Origin of the sequence: Sphingobium sp. TA15 (genome assembly GCF_037101235.1) — a bacterium.
Taxonomy (GTDB): domain Bacteria; phylum Pseudomonadota; class Alphaproteobacteria; order Sphingomonadales; family Sphingomonadaceae; genus Sphingobium; species Sphingobium indicum.
In genome coordinates, this window is the sequence record NZ_AP025355.1 from 812476 (window position 1) to 829160 (window position 16685).

Genomic DNA, 16685 nt, shown 5'->3' on the forward strand with positions numbered 1-16685 from the left:
TCCGCCAACCGAAGGAGATTCCCAAAATGGCTACCAAGGCAGTCACCGACCTCAGCTTCCAGCAGGACGTCATCAACGCGGACAAGCCCGTCCTCGTCGATTTCTGGGCGGAATGGTGCGGCCCGTGCAAGATGATCGGCCCGGCGCTGGAGGAGATTTCGGACGAACTGGCGGACAAGGTCGTCATCGCGAAGATCAATATCGACGAAAATCCCGATGCGCCCGGCCGTTACGGCGTGCGCGGCATTCCGACGATGATCCTCTTCAAGAATGGCGAAGCCGCCGCCACCAAGGTCGGCGCCGCGCCCAAGAGCGCCCTCAAGGGCTGGATCGAAAGCGTCCTCTAAGGCCTTCCACGTCCATGCCGTGCTCACGCCTTCGCGGGAGCAGCTTTTCTCATGCCGGAGCGGCGATCCGATTCGATCGGGTCGCCGCTCCGTCATTGCACGATGTCTACGTCAGCGGGATCATGACCGTCTCGGCATAGGCCGGCCTTTGGCGCAGCCTGTCATACCAGGCGCGCACATGCGGCACGTCGGGCCGGTTCATCGCCAGCGTGAAGAAACTGTGGGCATAGACGCCCATCGGCACGTCCGCGACACCGAAGCTGTCCCCGGAAAGCCAGGGCTGCGCGGCCAGCGCGCGGTCCAGGATCAGCATGGCCTCTCCCGATTCCCGCGCCGAATCCGCGATGGCGGCGGCATTGCGGTGTTCCGCCTTCCTGCGGACCAGGTTGAAAAAGGCGCCCCGCTGCGCGTCGGCAAAGCTGAACTGCCAGTCCATCCACTTGTCGCCCTGCGCCCGCGCCGCCGGATCGGCGGGCCACATGCTTTCCGGCGCGTAACGCGCGGCCAGATAGCGCAGGATCGCGTTGGATTCCCACAGCACGACGTCGCCATCCTCGATGGTGGGGATCAGCCGGTTGGGGTTCATCGCCACATAGGCGGCGCTCATCCCGAACCGGCCGCCGACATCGTGGCGGACATAGGGCAGGCCGATCTCCCCCGCGAACCAGGCGACCTTCTTCACATTATGCGAGTTGAGACGCCCCCAGATCGTCAGCATGTCCGTCCCTTTCCTTCTTCAGCGGAACAGCCGATCCGCCGCCAAGTCCCACAGCCGGGGGGATGAAGCCCCAAGCAGCCCGCGCCCCAGGTCGCCCACCATATAGGGCGAACCGTCCAGCCGCTGGCACCGCCCGCCCGCTTCGTTCACGAACAGCGTTCCCGCCGCATGATCCCAGGGCAAAGTGCGCGCGAAGACCGAAACGTCATTCTGCCCCAGCACCAGGCGCGGATATTGCTCGGCCGCGCAGCGGGGAATATCCACCAGTCGGAAAATGGCGTCCGACCGGCGCCTGACGTCGGCGCGCTCCTCCTCCGTCATGAAATAGACGGCAAGGGCGGCGACAGGCAGCGGCTCTCCGCTCTCCTTTGCATGAACCTGCTCGCCGTCGATATGGCTGCCAGCGCCCAGTATCGCATGGCACAGGCGGCCCGTCAGCGGGTCCAATATCCATCCGGCCAGGATCGTCCCCGCATCGGCCAGCGCGACGATGATGCCGAAGGGCGGCTTGCCTGCCGCGAAATTGCCGGTGCCGTCGATGGGATCGACGATCCAGTTCAGCCCTTCGCCCGCCCGGTCCAATATGGCGGGGTCGGCGGCGCAGGCTTCCTCCCCGATGATGCCCGCTTCCGGCAGGATGGCGGACAGCCCTTCGGCCAGCCGGATCTCGCTTTCCTTGTCGGCGATGGTGACGAAATCGTCGGCGGCCTTTTCGCTGACCTCATGGCTGGCGAGATTCCGGTAGCGCGGCATGACGATGTCCCGCCCTACTTCGCGCATCAGCGCGACGACAGGTTCGTGCAATTCCGTCGGCATCCGCTTCGCCCTGTTCAGCTACGATAATCCGCGTTGATCGAGATATAGCCGTGGGTCAGGTCGCATGTCCAAACCGTCGCCCGGCCGTCGCCCAGCCCCAGATCGACGCCGATCGCTATGTCCTGCCCCTTCAGATGCGCGGCCACCGGCGCTTCGTCATATCCCTCGACCGCCAGGCCGCCCGAAGCCACCTGGGTCGCGCCGAAGCGGATGGAGAGCCTGTCCCGGTCGGCAGGCTCGCCCGCCTTGCCGATGGCAGCGACCACCCGGCCCCAATTGGCGTCCTCGCCCGCGATGGCGGTCTTCACCAGCGGCGAATTGGCGATGGATAGGGCGATGCGGTGGGCGCTGGCGTCGCTTTCCGCGCCCTCGACCGAGATCTCCACGAATTTCGTCGCGCCTTCGCCGTCGCGCACCACCAGATGCGCAAGCTGGCGGCAGAGATCGCCCAGGGCCGCCGCGAAGGCGTCCGCCCCGGCATCGTCCATGGAGGTCAGCGGCGCATTGCCCGCCTTGCCGGTTGCGAAGGCCAGCACCGTGTCGCTGGTCGACGTGTCGCTGTCGACCGTGATGCAGGAGAAGGTCCGCTTGTTGGCGGCGGACAGCATCTGCTGCAACAATTTGGGATCGATGGCCGCGTCGGTGAAGATATAGCCCAGCATCGTCGCCATGTCGGGCGCGATCATGCCCGAACCCTTGATGATGCCGACCAGTTCGACCCGCGTGCCGCCGATCATGGCGGAGGCATGGGCGCCCTTGGCATAGGTGTCGGTCGTGCCGATGGTGGTCGCCGCATCCTCCCAGCCGCAGGGGGCGGCAATGAAGGCGGCGTCCAGCCCGGCCTCGGCCTTGTCCACCGGCAGCGGAACGCCGATCACCCCGGTCGAGGAGATGAAGATGTCCGAAGGCAGGCAGTCGAGATGATTGGCGACCTTGGCGGCGATGGCCTCCACGGCTGCGCGGCCCCTATGGCCGGTGAAGGCGTTGGCGTTGCCCGCATTCACCACCAAGGCCCGCGCCGATCCCAGCGGAATCGCGTCCCGGCACCATTCGACTTCGGGGGAGGGGCATTTGCTCTGCGTCGTGACGCCCGCGACGGCCGTGCCTTCGACCAGTTCCACATAGGTGAGGTCGCAGCGGTCCCAATTCTTGTAGCGCGCCCGCGCCACGCGCGCCGTGACGCCCGCGATGGGCGGAAGGTCGGGGAAAAAGGCGGGGGCAAGGGGCGAACGTTCGGTCATGCCCGTCGCTTAGCGCAATATGCCCGTCCGTCAACGGCGAAGGGCAAGGGGAACGGGCGTCCGGAAAGTCGCGCCACGCAACTTTGCGCCGATTGGGGTGGGCCATGCGCCTTTTCGCCCCTCGCCGACATGGCTGCTCTGATTGACTATCGCCTGTCCGCCCCCTAAATCGCCGCGCATGTCTGTGTGCGTCTTCTTGAAGTCGCATGCGTCCCCTTTTGTCAGGAACTTGCATGTTCGGCGCACTCGCCAAGTCCATTTTCGGCTCCTCCAACGACCGCTATGTGAAGTCGCTGGGCAAGACCGTCGAACAGATCGCGTCTTTCGAACCCACCATCTCTGCCATGACCGACGAGGAACTGGCGGCGCAGACCGTGCGATTCCGGGAGCGGCTGGCGCAGGGCGAGACGCTGGACGACCTGCTGCCCGAAGCCTTCGCCACGGTGCGGGAGGCGGCCAAGCGGACGCTCGGTCAGCGCCATTATGACGTGCAGATGGTCGGCGGGATCGTCCTGCATCGCGGCGAGATCGCGGAAATGCGCACGGGCGAGGGCAAGACGCTGGTCGCGACGCTCGCCACCTACCTCAACGCGCTGGAGGGGAAGGGCGTCCATGTCGTCACCGTGAACGACTATCTGGCCAGCCGCGACTGCGAATGGATGGGGCAGGTCTATCGCTTCCTGGGCCTCACCACCGGCGTCATCGTGCCGAACCTGTCGGAGGATCAGCGGCGCGAGGCCTATAACGCCGACATCACTTACGCCACGAACAACGAGCTTGGCTTCGATTATCTGCGCGACAACATGAAGTACGACCGCGCATCGATGGTGCAGCGGCCCTTCAACTTCGCCATCGTCGACGAGGTGGACTCGATCCTGATCGACGAGGCGCGCACGCCGCTGATCATTTCCGGTCCGACCGATGACAAGTCAGAGCTGTATGTCGCCGTCGACGCCATCGTGAAGCGGCTGGACGAGGCCGATTATGAGAAGGACGAGAAGCAGCGCACCGTCACCCTGACCGAGGACGGGACCGAGAAGATCGAGCGGATGCTGGAGGAGGCGGGGCTGCTGCAAGGCGCCAACCTCTATGATTTCGAGAACACCGCCGTCGTCCACCACGTCAATCAGGCGCTGCGGGCGAACGTCATGTTCCGCCGCGACATCGATTATATCGTCAAGGACGGCAAGGTCATCATCATCGACGAGTTCACCGGCCGCATGATGGACGGCCGCCGCTGGTCGGACGGCCTGCACCAGGCGGTGGAAGCCAAGGAAGGGGTGAATATCGAGCCGGAGAACCAGACGCTGGCCTCCATCACCTTCCAGAATTATTTCCGCATGTACCCCAAGCTGGGCGGCATGACCGGCACGGCCGCGACCGAAGCGACCGAATTCTTCGAAATCTACAAGATGAACGTCGTCACCATCCCGACCAACCGGCCGGTGCAACGCATCGACGAGGAAGACAGTTTCTACAAGAATCTGGAAGACAAGTTCCGCGGCATCGCCCGCACCATCCGCGAGCATCAGGAAAAGGGCCAGCCGGTCCTGGTCGGCACGGTTTCTATCGAAAAGTCGGAAATGCTGTCCGAATTCCTCAACCAGGAGGGCGTGAAGCACGCGGTGCTCAACGCCCGTTTCCATGAGAGCGAAGCCCATATCGTGGCGCAGGCGGGGCGCAAGGGCGCCGTCACCATCGCCACCAACATGGCGGGACGCGGCACCGACATCAAATTGGGCGGCAACCTTGAGATGCGCGTCGAGGACGAATTGCGCGACATGCCGGAGGGGCCGGAACGGGAAGCGGCCATCGCCCGGATCGAGGCGGAGATCGAGGCGGAAAAGCAGGAAGTGCTGGCCGCGGGGGGCCTGTTCGTGCTGGCGACCGAGCGCCATGAGAGCCGCCGCATCGACAACCAGCTTCGCGGCCGTTCGGGCCGTCAGGGCGATCCCGGCCTGTCGCGCTTCTACCTCAGCCTCGACGACGATCTGATGCGCATCTTCGGGCCGGACACGATGTTCGCGAAGATGATCCGCTCCAATCTGGAGGATGGCGAGGCGTTGCCGCCTTCGAAGTGGCTCAGCAAGGCGATCGAGACCGCGCAGAAGAAGGTCGAGGCGCGCAACTACGACATCCGCAAGCAGGTCGTCGAATATGACGACGTGATGAACGACCAGCGCAAGGTCATCTACGAACAGCGCAGCGACATCATGGACGCGGAGACGGTGGACGATGTCGTCACCGACATGCGGCATGAAACGGTCAACGATCTGGTCGGCGCCTCCTGCCCGCCGGGCACCTATCCCGAACAGTGGGACATGGATCGGCTGAAGGCCCGCACGGCCGAGGTACTGAACCTGGCACCCGATTTCGACGCCTGGCTGGCGGAGGATCATGTCGATCCGGAGATGATCGAGGAACGGCTGAGGGCGCTGGCGGACGAGGCCGTGGCGGACAAGGTCAAGGAACTCGACCCCGAAAACTGGCACATGATCGAAAAGTCGATCCTGCTCCAGAGCCTGGATCATCATTGGAAGGAGCATCTGTCGACCCTCGACGCGCTCCGCCAGGTCGTCCATCTGCGCGCCTATGCGCAGAAGACGCCGATCAACGAATATAAGCAGGAAGCCTTCGCTTTGTTCGAGCGCATGCTGGGCAATATCCGCGAGGATGTGACCGGCTCCATCGCCCGCGTCCAGTTCCGCATGGAAGAACCGCTGCCAGAATTCGACCTGCCGGTGCTGCCCGACTTCATCACCACCCATATCGACCCCTTTTCGGGCGAGGATAATAGCGGCGACATCGACGGCGGGCAGATCAGCGGCATCACGACGACCCTGCCGCGTCCTCCCGCAGGCGGGCAGGCCGGAGAGTTCGCCAATCTGGACATCAGCCGCAACGCGCCATGCCCCTGCGGTTCGGGCCAGAAATACAAGCATTGCCACGGCGCGCTCAGCTAGAGCGATTTCCAGGCGATCGGTACCGATCGCTGGTCAAGAAATCGCGGAAACGAAGAATCCGGAGCGAGTTTCGATCTGATCCAATCAGATCGAAACTCGCTCTAGGCGCGCCGGGACTCTTCCATCCGGAACATGTAATCGGTCGGCCCGCGCCTATTCGCCGGGCCGGCCATCGTGCAGTTTCGCCCATAATGCGGCGGTCCCGGCTTCCTGCGCCTTGTTCACATATTGCGCGGCGATCAGCCAGCCCTTGATCGGACGCAAGGGAAGCACGGTCGTCAGGATCAGCACCGGAACACCCACGGCCAGATGCACCCAAATTCCCGGACGCGCCAAAATCTCCAGCATGATGATGAAGATCACGCCGGGGACGCAGGCGAATAGCTGCACGAACACGGCTGGCCCATCCGCCGGATCGGCAAAGTCGTAGTTCAGCCCGCAAATCTCGCAATGATCGCGCACTGTGAGGAAGCCGCGGAAAATATGCCCAGCGCCGCAGCGGGGGCACCGGCCAAAGGGGCCGGTCTCCATCGGCGACAGCCGCTTCCAGCGGCCTCCCTCCTGGGTTGCCGGTTGCATCGCTGATATTCTGTCTGTGTCGCTCATCGTCATGCCATTCTGCCTATCGCAGAAATGTCGTCATATCCTGTGGATTTTCAATTGGGCTTTTTGCCCCAGGGGCCGTGGGCGCCGGATCACGGGATTGACGTTACGGAAAGCGCGAGTTTAGCTTTGGATAGATTGCCAGGCATATCCGCGCCTGCTAACCCGGCGAGGATTTGGATGCCCGACAGCAAACAAATCGCGCTCCCGGCTTCCCTTGCCCGGGAGCGCTTTTTTTTCGTAATTCAAGATGCCGGTGAAAGTTCCGGAAAACCGGGTCGGTCGACAAGGCGCATGAAGCCGATCAGGGCTCCCGCTCCATCGCATCGTGAAGCACCTGATCGGGGCAGGACATGGCAAGGGCCCTGACCTTGTAGCGCAGCGCGAGTTCGCGATGGGCGGCAATCTCCTGCGACGAAGCGCTGCGCCTTTGCGCGGCGTCGGCTTTCGCGGCTTCTTCTCTTGCACGCCGAAACAGGTAGCGGGCGTCGGTATCGGCAGACATCGTCACCTCCGATGATAGTCGACCGCTTCCTAGCACGAAGAAAATCGTCCCGCTTTAACGGGGATCAAATTGGATGGCGGACAGGGTGGGATTCGAACCCACGGTGAGCGTGAACCCACGGCGGTTTTCAAGACCGCTGCCTTAAACCACTCGGCCACCTGTCCGTCGCCACGCTTCCTAGAGCGATTTCCAAGCGATCGGAACCGATCGCTGGTTAAGAGATCGCGGAAAACACAGAATCTAGAGCGGCGATCTGATTCAACCAGATCGAAACCCGCTCTAGCGAAGCCGACGGCCTTGCCAAGCGTAAAATGGCGGATGCGCGGTTTCATCGCCGGAATGGCGCGGCGCGCCAATAAGGGGATTCACGGCGCGTCATCCCTGTGCAACAAAAGGGGTTAAGGAGATTCTTCAATGCGTTCGTCGATCATGTCGCTGTTGCTGGGGCTCGCCGCCGTGATGGCAGGCGGCCTGACGGCGGACAGCGTCAGCGCGCAGGAGGATGTCGCCTTTCGCGCCTATCTCGAATCCCTCCGCCCGAAGGCGCGGGCGATGGGCATCCGGGACATGACGCTGGACAGTGTGTTTCCGGGCCTGACGCCCAATCCCCGCGTCATCCAGCTCGACCAGAACCAGCCCGGCGGCGGCGCCTACGCCCCCATTCCCAATTTCGAGCCATATCGCCGCCAGCATGTCGACGCGGCGCGTATCGGCCGCGGCCGCACGGCCTATCTCGCAAACCGCGCCCGGCTCGCGCGGACCGAGGCGGAAACCGGCGTGCCGGAGGAGATCATGGTCGCCATTTACGGCCATGAGACCAATTATGGCGCCTATACCGGCGATTTCGACCTGATCCGCTCGCTCGCCACCCTTTCCTATGAGGGGCGCCGCCGCGCCTTGTTCGAACCGGAATTGCTGGCGACGCTCAAGATGCTGGACAATGGCGTGCCGCGCAGCCGCCTGGTGGGCAGTTGGGCGGGGGCGACGGGCTATCCCCAGTTCCTGCCCAGCGTCTATCTGCGGCTGGGCAGGGACGGCGACGGCGACGGCCGCGTCGACATCTGGAACAGCGAGGCAGACGCGCTGGCCTCCATCGCCAATTATTTCGTCCATGCCGGATGGCGGCGCGGCCAGCCGTGGGGCATCGCGGTGTCCGTGCCCGCCGGTCTTGATCGGTCCGCCCTTGCCGCCCGCACCAGTCCCGCCCGCTGCCCCCGCGTGTTCAACCGGCACAGCCGCTGGCTCAGCATGGCGGAATGGCGGCGCATGGGGATAGTGCCGAGCGGGGGCGGATGGCCCGCCGACCGGGTGATGGCGACGCTGCTGGAACCCGATGGTCCGGGCAAGACCGCCTATCTGCTCACCAGCAACTACCGGGCGATCCTCGACTATAACTGCTCGAATTTCTACGCCTTGTCGGTCGGCCTGCTCGCCGACGCGGTGAAGCAATAGAGCGCTTTGCTATTGGTCCTGCCATGGCTAATGAAAGCGCTAGGCACTCGAAGAATCCACCAGTCCGAAGGCAATCCTGCATGAAGAAGTCCATCGCCGCCCTCCTGTTCGTCGGGTTGCTCTCCACGCCGCTGACTGCCGCCGCTCCGCCCTATAGCAGCGAGGCGCCGATCGCCTATATGAAGGATCTCTCGTCAGGCGCGGTGCTCTACAACAAGGGTGGCGACACGCGGATACCGCCGGCCTCCATGGCGAAGATGATGACGGCCCATGTCGCCTTCCGCCTGATCCAGAAGGGCGACCTGAAACTGGAGCAGAAATTCACCGTCCGGCCGGAAACCTGGCAGCAATGGCACGGCCCCCAGGCCGGTTCGACCATGTTCCTGTCGCCCGGCGAGCAGGTGTCGGTGGAAAACCTGCTGCACGGCATCGTCACCCTTTCGGGCAACGACGCCTGCGTAGTGCTGGCGGAGGGGATCGCCGGGACCGAGCAGGCCTTCGTCGCGCTGATGAACCAGGAGGCGAAGCGCCTGGGCCTCAAGAACAGCAATTTCGGCACCAGCAATGGCTGGCCGGACGAAGGCGTGACCTATGTCACCGCCGCCGACCTGGCGGCGCTGGCCGAAGCGACGATCGAGGAAACGCCGAACCTCTACAAGAAATTCTACGCCACGCGCAGCTTCACCTGGGGCAAGACGATGGGCGGCGCGGACATCGAACAGGGCAACCGCAACCCCATATTGGGCAAGGTGGCCGGGGCCGACGGGCTCAAGACCGGACATACGCAGGAGGCGGGATTCGGCTTCACCGGATCGGCCGAGCAGGAGGGGCGCCGCCTGGTCATGGTCGTCGCCGGCCTCACCAGCTTCAATCAGCGGATCGCCGAATCCGTGCGCTTCATGGACTGGGGCTTCCGCGCATGGAAGGCGCAGCCGCTGTTCAAGAAGGGCCAGACGGTCGAGACCGCCGAAGTGCAGCTTGGCAGCGCGACCAGCGTGCCCCTGGTGGCGCCGCAGGACATGGCCGTGACCCTGCCCCGCGCCGCGTCGTCCAACATCTCGGTCAAGGTCGCCTATACCGGCCCGATCAAGGCCCCCATCGCCAAGGGGCAGCGGATCGCGCAACTGATCGTCTCCACCCCTGATACCCCACCGCAAATCCTGCCGCTCGTCGCCGGGGAGGATGTCTCCGAAGCCGGGATCTTCGGCCGATTGTGGAACGGGCTGAAGTCGTTTTTCGGGTGACGGCCCCGGGAAAGACGCGGGGTCGCTTCATCTCCCTGGAAGGGGGGGAAGGGGCGGGCAAGTCGACCCAGTTGCGGGCGCTTGCCGCTGCCCTGCGCGCGCGCGGCCTGGACGTGGTTGAAACCCGCGAGCCGGGCGGCAGCGAAGGGGCGGAGGCCATTCGCGCCCTGCTGCTGACCGGGGGCGCCGACCGCTGGAGTCCGCGGGCCGAAGCGCTGCTGTTCGCCGCCGCTCGCGCCGATCATGTCGAAAAGACGATCCGCCCGGCGCTGGAGCGGGGGGCATGGGTGCTCTCCGACCGTTTCCTGGACAGCAGCCGCGCCTATCAGGGCATGGGGGCGCTGACCGACGCGGACATATTAGCGCTTCACCGGATCGGCAGCGACGGTTTCCTGCCCGACCGGACCCTCTTCCTCACCCTGCCGGAGGAGGAGGCGAGCGCTCGCGCACGGTCCCGCGATGGGGATGCGGCGGACAGGATCGGCGGGCGCGACCGGGATTTTCACCTGGCCGTCTCCACCGCCTTCCATCGGTTCGCGGCGCAGGAACCGACGCGCTTCCTTGCCGTCGACGCCTCGGGCGAAGCCGGGGCGGTGACGGCTCGGCTGATTGAGGCGGTGCGGGACTTGCTGCCATGACGTCACTTCTCGGCCATGACGAGCAGGCCCATACTTTGCTGGGCGCGGCGCGGAGCGGCCGTCTGCACCATGGCTGGATTCTCGTCGGCCCACGCGGCATCGGCAAGGCGAGCTTCGCCCGCGCCATCGCGCTGCGCCTGCTGGCGGAGGCGGCGGGGCCGCCCATGGCGGCGGACGGGCTGGAGGTGCCGCAGGACCACCCGATCCGCCGCCTGTTCGAGGCCGACGCCCATCCCGACTATGCCGATCTTTTCTGCCTGGAAAAGGAAAGCGGCACGGCGCGCAACATCACGGTCGATCAGGTCCGGGGCCTCCAGCGCCTGATCCAGTCGGCTCCTTCCCTGTCCACGCGGCGGATCGTGGTGATCGACAGCGCCGACGATCTGGAGCGCGGCGCGGCCAATGCGCTGCTCAAGAATCTGGAGGAGCCGCCGGCCGACATGCTGTTCCTGCTGGTCAGCCATGCGCCCGGCCGGCTGCTGCCGACCATCCGCTCCCGCTGCCGCACGCTGCGCTTCGACAGTTTGGGCGAGGATGCCATGCGCAGCATTCTGCGCCAGGCGGACGCGGGCCTGTCTCCGGACGAACTGACGGCGCTGGTCCGCGCAGGCGAGGGCTCTCCCGGCAAGGCATTGCGCTATGCCGGCCTCAACATGGCGGACATGGAAAATTCGCTGGCCGCCATCGCGGCTGACGGCGACCCCGGCAATCGCCAGCGGCTGATGCTGGCCAGGATGCTGGCGTCCAAGGCGGCGCGGCCCCGTTATGAGGCCTTTCTGGAGCGTGCACCGGCCTTCATCGCGGCGGCGGCGCGCCAGCGGCAGGGAAGCGATCTCGGCAAGGCGCTGGACCATTGGGAAGCCGCCCGCCAGCTTGCGGGCGGAGCCATCATCCTGTCGCTCGAACCGGGGGCGGTGGTTTTCGAACTGGCCGGGCATGTCGCGGCCCTCGCCCGCTGAAAAGCGGCTTTGCGCAAGGGCTAACACCCGCTAGGGAAGGCCCATGTCCAAGCCCTATACCATCACGACCGCCATCAGCTACCCCAATGGCCGCCCGCATATCGGCCACGCCTATGAAGTGATCGCCACCGACGCGATCGCCCGTTTCCAGCGGATGATGGGCCGCGACGTCTTCTTCCAGACCGGCACGGACGAACATGGGCTGAAAATGGCCCAGACCGCGCGCAGCCGGGACATGGAACCGCGCGCGCTCGCCGATGAAATGTCTGGATATTTCAGGGCCATGAATGATGGCTTGAATATCAGCTATGATCGTTTCATCCGCACCAGCGAGCCGGATCACCATCGCGCCAGCCAGGCGATCTGGCAGGCGATGGAGGCCAATGGCGACCTCTATCTCGGCCGTTATGAAGGCTGGTATTCTGTCCGGGACGAGGCCTTTTACGACGAAAAGGAACTGACGGAGGGAGAGGGCGGCCAGAAGCTCTCGCCCCAGGGCACGCCGGTGGAATGGACGGTGGAGGAAAGCTGGTTCTTCCGCCTGTCCGCCTATCAGCAGAAGCTGCTGGACCTCTACGCCAACCAGCCGGACTTCATCCAGCCCGACAGCCGCCGCAATGAGATCATGCGCTTCGTCGAGGGAGGACTGTCCGACCTCAGCGTGTCACGCACCAGCTTCGACTGGGGCGTGAAGGTGCCGGGCAGCGACGGCCATGTCATGTATGTGTGGGTGGACGCGCTCACCAACTACATCACTGGCTGCGGCTATCCCGACGATACCGAACGCATGGCCCGATACTGGTCGGAAGGGGGCGACATCACGCACATCATCGGCAAGGACATCGTGCGTTTTCATACCGTTTACTGGCCGGCCTTCCTGATGAGCGCGAAGCTGCCCCTGCCCAAACAGGTCTTCGGCCACGGCTTTCTCCTCAACCGGGGGGAAAAGATGTCGAAGTCGCTCGGCAATGTGGCCGATCCGATGGAACTGGCGGAGCGTTTCGGCGTGGACCAGCTTCGCTATTTCCTGCTGTCGGAAGTCACCTTCGGCAATGACGGCAGCTACAGCGCGGAGGCGATCGTCGCCCGTTCGAACAGCGATCTCGCCAACAGCTTCGGCAATCTGGCCCAACGGACGCTGAGCTTCATCGCCAAGAATCTGGAAGGTCGCCTCCCTGAGACCGCGGCGCAGGACGTCGACCGCGATCTTCTTGCGACCGTCGGCGAAGCGGCCCGGACTTTCCAGGCGGCCATGGCCGACCTGGCGCCATCGACAGCCATCGAAGCATGGATGCGGGCCGTCTTCGCTTGCAACGCCTATATCGACGCGCAGGCGCCCTGGACGCTCCGCAAGACCGATCCCGCCCGGATGGAGGCCGTGCTCGCCACCCTCTATGAGGCCATCGCCGATCTTGCCATCGTCATCCAGCCGATCATCCCGGCAAGCGCCGCTGCCCTGCTGGAACAGATGGGGATAGCCGAGGATGGCAGGAGCTATGCCGCCATCGGTAGCGACTGGTATGCGCGGCTTCGCGCTTCCGGCTTCACCCTCAGCGCGCCCAAGCCGCTTTTCCCGCGCCTCGAACTGCCCGTCCAAGAGGTGTAAGGCTATGTTCATCGACAGCCATTGCCACTTGAATTACAAAGGGTTGGTCGAGGATCAGCAGAATGTGCTCGAACGGGCGCGTGGCGCCGGGGTCGGCCTGATGCTCAACATCGCCACACGCGAAAGCGAGTGGGACGATGTGCTGGACACCGCGTTGCGCGAACCCGACGTCTGGGCGACCGTCGGCATCCATCCGCATGAGGCGGACGAGCATCCGCATGTCGATACCGCGAAGCTGGTCGAGCGCGCAGCCCATCCGCGCATCGTCGGCATAGGCGAGACCGGCCTGGATTATTATTATGACCATAGCCACCGGGAACGGCAGCAACGCAGCTTCCGGGCCCATATCGCCGCGTCCCGCGAAACCGGCCTGCCGCTGATCGTCCACACCCGCGATGCGGAGGAGGACACGCTCGCCATCATGCGGGACGAAATGGGGAAGGGGGCCTATGGCGGCGTCATCCATTGCTTCACGGCCAGCGGCGCCTTTGCCGATGCCGCGATAGAACTGGGTTTCCATATCAGCATTTCTGGCATCGTGACCTTCAAGAGCGCCAGGGATTTGCAGGAAACGGCGGCTCGCCTGCCGCTGGACAGGCTGCTCATCGAAACAGACTCTCCCTTCCTTGCTCCGGTTCCCCATCGCGGCAGGCCTTGCGAACCGGCTTTCGTGGCCGACACGGCCCGTTTCCTGGCGAATTTGCGGGGCGAGAGCGTCGAGCAACTGGCCGAGGCGACCTCCGCCAATTTCCGCACATTGTTCAGCAAGGCGGCATGAGCCTGAAGCTCACCATTCTGGGCAGCGGCACTTCCTCCGGCGTTCCGCGGATCGGCAATGACTGGGGCGCCTGCGATCCCCAGGAACCGAAGAACCGCCGCACCCGCGCATCGATCCTGATCGAAAGCCCCACGACCCGGCTGCTCATCGACACGTCGCCCGACATGCGCGCCCAGTTGCTGGCGGCCGACGTAGTGCGGATCGACGCCATATTGTGGACGCATGACCATGCCGACCATAGCCATGGCCTGGACGACGTCCGTCAGCTTTACCACCATCGCGGCACGCCCGTGCCCGGCTATGCGCGCCCGCAGACCCTGCGCCTGCTCCGGGAACGCTTCGGCTATGCCTTCGAAGGACGCCATGGCTATCACCCGACGATCGAACCCCATGCGCTGCCGGACGGACTGCGCATCGGGGACATCAGCATCGCCTGCACCGATCAGCCCCATGGCGAGATATTCTCCACCGGATTCCGCTTCACGCATGATGGCCATTCCATTGGATATGCCACTGATTTTCACGATATAACCGCCGATATGCTGGCGCTGTACGACGGGTTGGACATCTGGGTGGTCGACGCCCTGCGGGAAAGGCCGCATCCAACGCATGCACATCTGGCGCTTACCCTGGACGCCGTGCAGGCGGTACGGCCCCGCCGCGCCATATTGATCCATATGGACCAGAGCATGGATTATGCGACGCTGTGCCGGACACTCCCGGAAGGCGTCGAACCGGGTTATGACGGGCTGGTGGCCGAATTGGGCGCGGCATAGGGGGCGGGGGCAGGCGATGGATGGCGATCAGGCGATGTCCAGTCTCTGGTACGTGCTGGCGCTCGTCCTGGTCGGATCGGCCCTGCTCGCTCGACGGGCGCCGACAGGCGGCCTCCTGCGCATGGCCGTGCTCTGGATCGTCATCTTCGCCATATTGTTGGGGCTGTTCAAGGCCGGCAAAAAATTCGGCCTGTTTTCCAGCCGCATATATGGGGAAGGGGGCGAGGCCCCGTCATCGTCGACCCATGACGCGCCGAAGGCCTTGCCGTCCGCGCGAGTGGAGGGGCAGGCGCTGCGCATACCCGTCGCGCCGGACGGCCATTATTGGGTCGAGGGAATGGTCAACGGCAACCCGACGCGCTTTCTGATCGACAGCGGCGCCAGCGTCACCGCCCTGTCGGTGAACGCGGCCCGGACATCGGGCCTTAATTTCGACCTGAATCCGCCCGGCCTCAGCATGATGACCGCGAACGGCAAGATCGACGTCAAGCGCTCGACCATCGCCACGCTCGTCGTCGGCCCGATCCGGGCGAGCGACCTCGACATCGTCGTTTCGCCGGCTTTCGGGGAGGTCAATGTGATCGGAATGAACATGCTGTCCCGGCTGAAAAGCTGGTCCGTGCAGAATGGAGAGATGGTGCTGACCCCATGACGTCATCGATTGCGCCACCCGATCAGCGCCAGCGCCTGAAGGCGATCATCGGCGGTTCCACCGGCAATCTGGTGGAATGGTATGACTGGTATGCCTATTCGGCCTTCACCCTCTATTTCGCCCAGCATTTCTTCCCCAGCGAAGACCGCACCGCTCAATTGCTGAGCGCCGCGGGCATTTTCGCGGTCGGTTTCCTGATGCGACCCATCGGCGCCTGGCTGATGGGCGTCTATGCCGATCGCCACGGCCGGAAAAGCGGCCTGACGCTCTCCGTGGCGCTGATGTGCGCCGGCTCTTTGCTGATCGCCGTCACGCCATCCTACGACCGCGTCGGGGTCGCCGCGCCCTTGCTGCTGGTGCTTGCGCGCCTGATGCAGGGCCTGTCGATCGGCGGCGAATATGGCGCCAGCGCCACCTACCTGTCCGAAATGGCGGGACGCAACCATCGCGGCTTTTTCTCCAGCTTCCAATATGTGACGCTGATCGCCGGACAGCTTGTCGCCATCTGCGTCCTGCTCGCGCTCCAGGCCATGCTCACAGAGGCTGAACTGGACGCCTGGGGTTGGCGCATTCCTTTCCTGATCGGCGGCGCGTTGGCGATCGTCGTCTTCTGGTTGCGGCGCGGACTGGCCGAAACCCAGAGCTTTGCCGTGGCCAAGGCGGAGGGCGCGCCCAGATCCGGCTTCGTGGAACTCGTAACCCGGCACCCGCGCGAGACGCTGACGGTGATGTTGCTGACGGCGGGCGGCACGATCGCTTTCTATGCCTATTCCATCTACATGCAAAAATTCCTGGTCAATACCAGCGGTCTCAGCCGGGAAACCGCGTCTCAGATCAATGGGATAACGCTCTTTCTTTTCATGCTGCTTCAACCTATCGCCGGTGCGCTTTCCGACCGGATCGGGCGCAAGCCGCTGATGATCGGCTTCGGCCTGATGGGCGTCGTCTGCACCTATCCCATCTTCGCGACGCTGGCCGTCACCAGGGATCCGTGGGTGGCGGGGCTGCTCGTGATGGCCGGCCTGGTGATCGTGACGGGCTACACCTCGATCAACGCGGTGGTGAAGGCGGAGCTGTTTCCGGCCCATATCCGCGCATTGGGCGTGGCCTTGCCCTATGCGCTGGCCAACACGCTGTTCGGCGGCACGGCGGAATTCGTCGCGCTCTGGTTCAAGCAGGCTGGCGTCGAACAGGCGTTCTACATCTATGTGTCGGGAATGATCGGCATTTCGCTGATCGTCTATATCCGCATGCGCGATACGCAGCGGCATAGCCGGATATTGGAAGATTGAGGGCCGCAAGGATCATCTGTGATTTAACATAATACTTATTATCGGACTTTCATATTCATGTGGGTGGATTCTATCTCGAAGTGCGAAATCCTTGG

General features: G+C 64.3%; 16 protein-coding genes and 1 tRNA gene. 11 read left to right on the plus strand and 6 right to left on the minus strand.

Annotated elements, in window-relative coordinates; translation table 11 throughout:
- Window positions 1-26 precede the first annotated feature (26 nt).
- Window positions 27-347 (plus strand): thioredoxin TrxA, encoded by a 321-nt coding sequence (gene trxA / locus Sj15T_RS04050; protein ID WP_013039986.1) that lies wholly within the window; start codon window positions 27-29, stop codon window positions 345-347.
- Between the two features lie 106 nt (window positions 348-453).
- Here the strand turns inward: trxA and Sj15T_RS04055 are convergent, their stop codons facing one another.
- The 3 genes from Sj15T_RS04055 to argJ are packed head-to-tail and all read right to left on the minus strand — an operon-like array spanning window position 454 to window position 3122.
- Window positions 454-1065 carry a glutathione S-transferase family protein gene (locus tag Sj15T_RS04055; protein WP_007689113.1) on the minus strand — a complete coding sequence of 204 codons (612 nt, stop codon included), beginning with the start codon at window positions 1063-1065 and terminating at the stop codon, window positions 454-456.
- An 18-nt stretch (window positions 1066-1083) separates the two neighbouring features.
- The gene (locus Sj15T_RS04060; RefSeq protein ID WP_013039987.1) at window positions 1084-1881 is read right to left on the minus strand and encodes an inositol monophosphatase family protein; all 798 of its coding nucleotides are present in this window, start codon (window positions 1879-1881) and stop codon (window positions 1084-1086) included.
- A gap of 14 nt (window positions 1882-1895) precedes the next feature.
- Entirely contained in the window at window positions 1896-3122 is a 1227-nt protein-coding gene (gene argJ / locus Sj15T_RS04065) for a bifunctional glutamate N-acetyltransferase/amino-acid acetyltransferase ArgJ (RefSeq protein ID WP_013039988.1), read from the minus strand.
- Window positions 3123-3355: 233 nt separating this feature from the next.
- Here argJ and secA point away from each other — a divergent pair, with 233 nt between their 5' ends.
- Window positions 3356-6085 (plus strand): preprotein translocase subunit SecA, encoded by a 2730-nt coding sequence (gene secA / locus Sj15T_RS04070; protein WP_007689124.1) that lies wholly within the window; start codon window positions 3356-3358, stop codon window positions 6083-6085.
- A 153-nt stretch (window positions 6086-6238) separates the two neighbouring features.
- Here secA and Sj15T_RS04075 read toward each other — a convergent pair whose 3' ends face one another.
- The 3 genes from Sj15T_RS04075 to Sj15T_RS04085 all read right to left on the minus strand — a co-directional run bounded on the left by Sj15T_RS04075 (window position 6239) and on the right by Sj15T_RS04085 (window position 7357).
- Window positions 6239-6664 carry a DUF983 domain-containing protein gene (locus Sj15T_RS04075; RefSeq protein WP_020820873.1) on the minus strand — a complete coding sequence of 142 codons (426 nt, stop codon included), beginning with the start codon at window positions 6662-6664 and terminating at the stop codon, window positions 6239-6241.
- A 328-nt stretch (window positions 6665-6992) separates the two neighbouring features.
- On the minus strand, window positions 6993-7193 hold the full coding sequence (locus Sj15T_RS04080) for a hypothetical protein (RefSeq protein ID WP_013039990.1): 201 nt from the start codon (window positions 7191-7193) through the stop codon (window positions 6993-6995).
- A 74-nt stretch (window positions 7194-7267) separates the two neighbouring features.
- Window positions 7268-7357, minus strand: a tRNA-Ser gene (locus Sj15T_RS04085).
- 250 nt (window positions 7358-7607) lie between these two features.
- Here Sj15T_RS04085 and Sj15T_RS04090 point away from each other — a divergent pair.
- The 9 genes from Sj15T_RS04090 (at window position 7608) to Sj15T_RS04130 (ending at window position 16590) form a co-directional block, all read left to right on the plus strand.
- Window positions 7608-8645: a lytic murein transglycosylase gene (locus tag Sj15T_RS04090; protein WP_013039991.1), complete on the plus strand. Its 1038-nt coding sequence runs from the start codon at window positions 7608-7610 to the stop codon at window positions 8643-8645.
- An 80-nt stretch (window positions 8646-8725) separates the two neighbouring features.
- Entirely contained in the window at window positions 8726-9889 is a 1164-nt protein-coding gene (locus tag Sj15T_RS04095; protein ID WP_013039992.1) for a D-alanyl-D-alanine carboxypeptidase family protein, read from the plus strand.
- On the plus strand, window positions 9886-10527 hold the full coding sequence (gene tmk / locus Sj15T_RS04100) for a dTMP kinase (protein WP_013039993.1): 642 nt from the start codon (window positions 9886-9888) through the stop codon (window positions 10525-10527). Before Sj15T_RS04095 ends, tmk begins: the two co-directional genes overlap by 4 nt.
- Window positions 10524-11486 carry an AAA family ATPase gene (locus Sj15T_RS04105; protein ID WP_013039994.1) on the plus strand — a complete coding sequence of 321 codons (963 nt, stop codon included), beginning with the start codon at window positions 10524-10526 and terminating at the stop codon, window positions 11484-11486. Before tmk ends, Sj15T_RS04105 begins: the two co-directional genes overlap by 4 nt.
- Window positions 11487-11529: 43 nt before the next feature.
- Complete coding sequence (metG, locus tag Sj15T_RS04110; protein WP_013039995.1) at window positions 11530-13092, plus strand: methionine--tRNA ligase; 1563 nt, start codon at window positions 11530-11532, stop codon at window positions 13090-13092.
- A 4-nt stretch (window positions 13093-13096) separates the two neighbouring features.
- Window positions 13097-13870, plus strand: a complete 774-nt coding sequence (locus Sj15T_RS04115; protein WP_013039996.1) for a TatD family hydrolase — start codon at window positions 13097-13099, stop codon at window positions 13868-13870.
- On the plus strand, window positions 13867-14646 hold the full coding sequence (locus Sj15T_RS04120) for an MBL fold metallo-hydrolase (protein ID WP_013039997.1): 780 nt from the start codon (window positions 13867-13869) through the stop codon (window positions 14644-14646). The genes Sj15T_RS04115 and Sj15T_RS04120 overlap by 4 nt, the downstream gene beginning before the upstream one ends.
- A gap of 16 nt (window positions 14647-14662) precedes the next feature.
- On the plus strand, window positions 14663-15298 hold the full coding sequence (locus Sj15T_RS04125; protein WP_013039998.1) for a TIGR02281 family clan AA aspartic protease: 636 nt from the start codon (window positions 14663-14665) through the stop codon (window positions 15296-15298).
- Window positions 15295-16590 (plus strand): MFS transporter, encoded by a 1296-nt coding sequence (locus Sj15T_RS04130; RefSeq protein ID WP_013039999.1) that lies wholly within the window; start codon window positions 15295-15297, stop codon window positions 16588-16590. Before Sj15T_RS04125 ends, Sj15T_RS04130 begins: the two co-directional genes overlap by 4 nt.
- The last annotated feature ends 95 nt before the right edge of the window (window positions 16591-16685 follow it).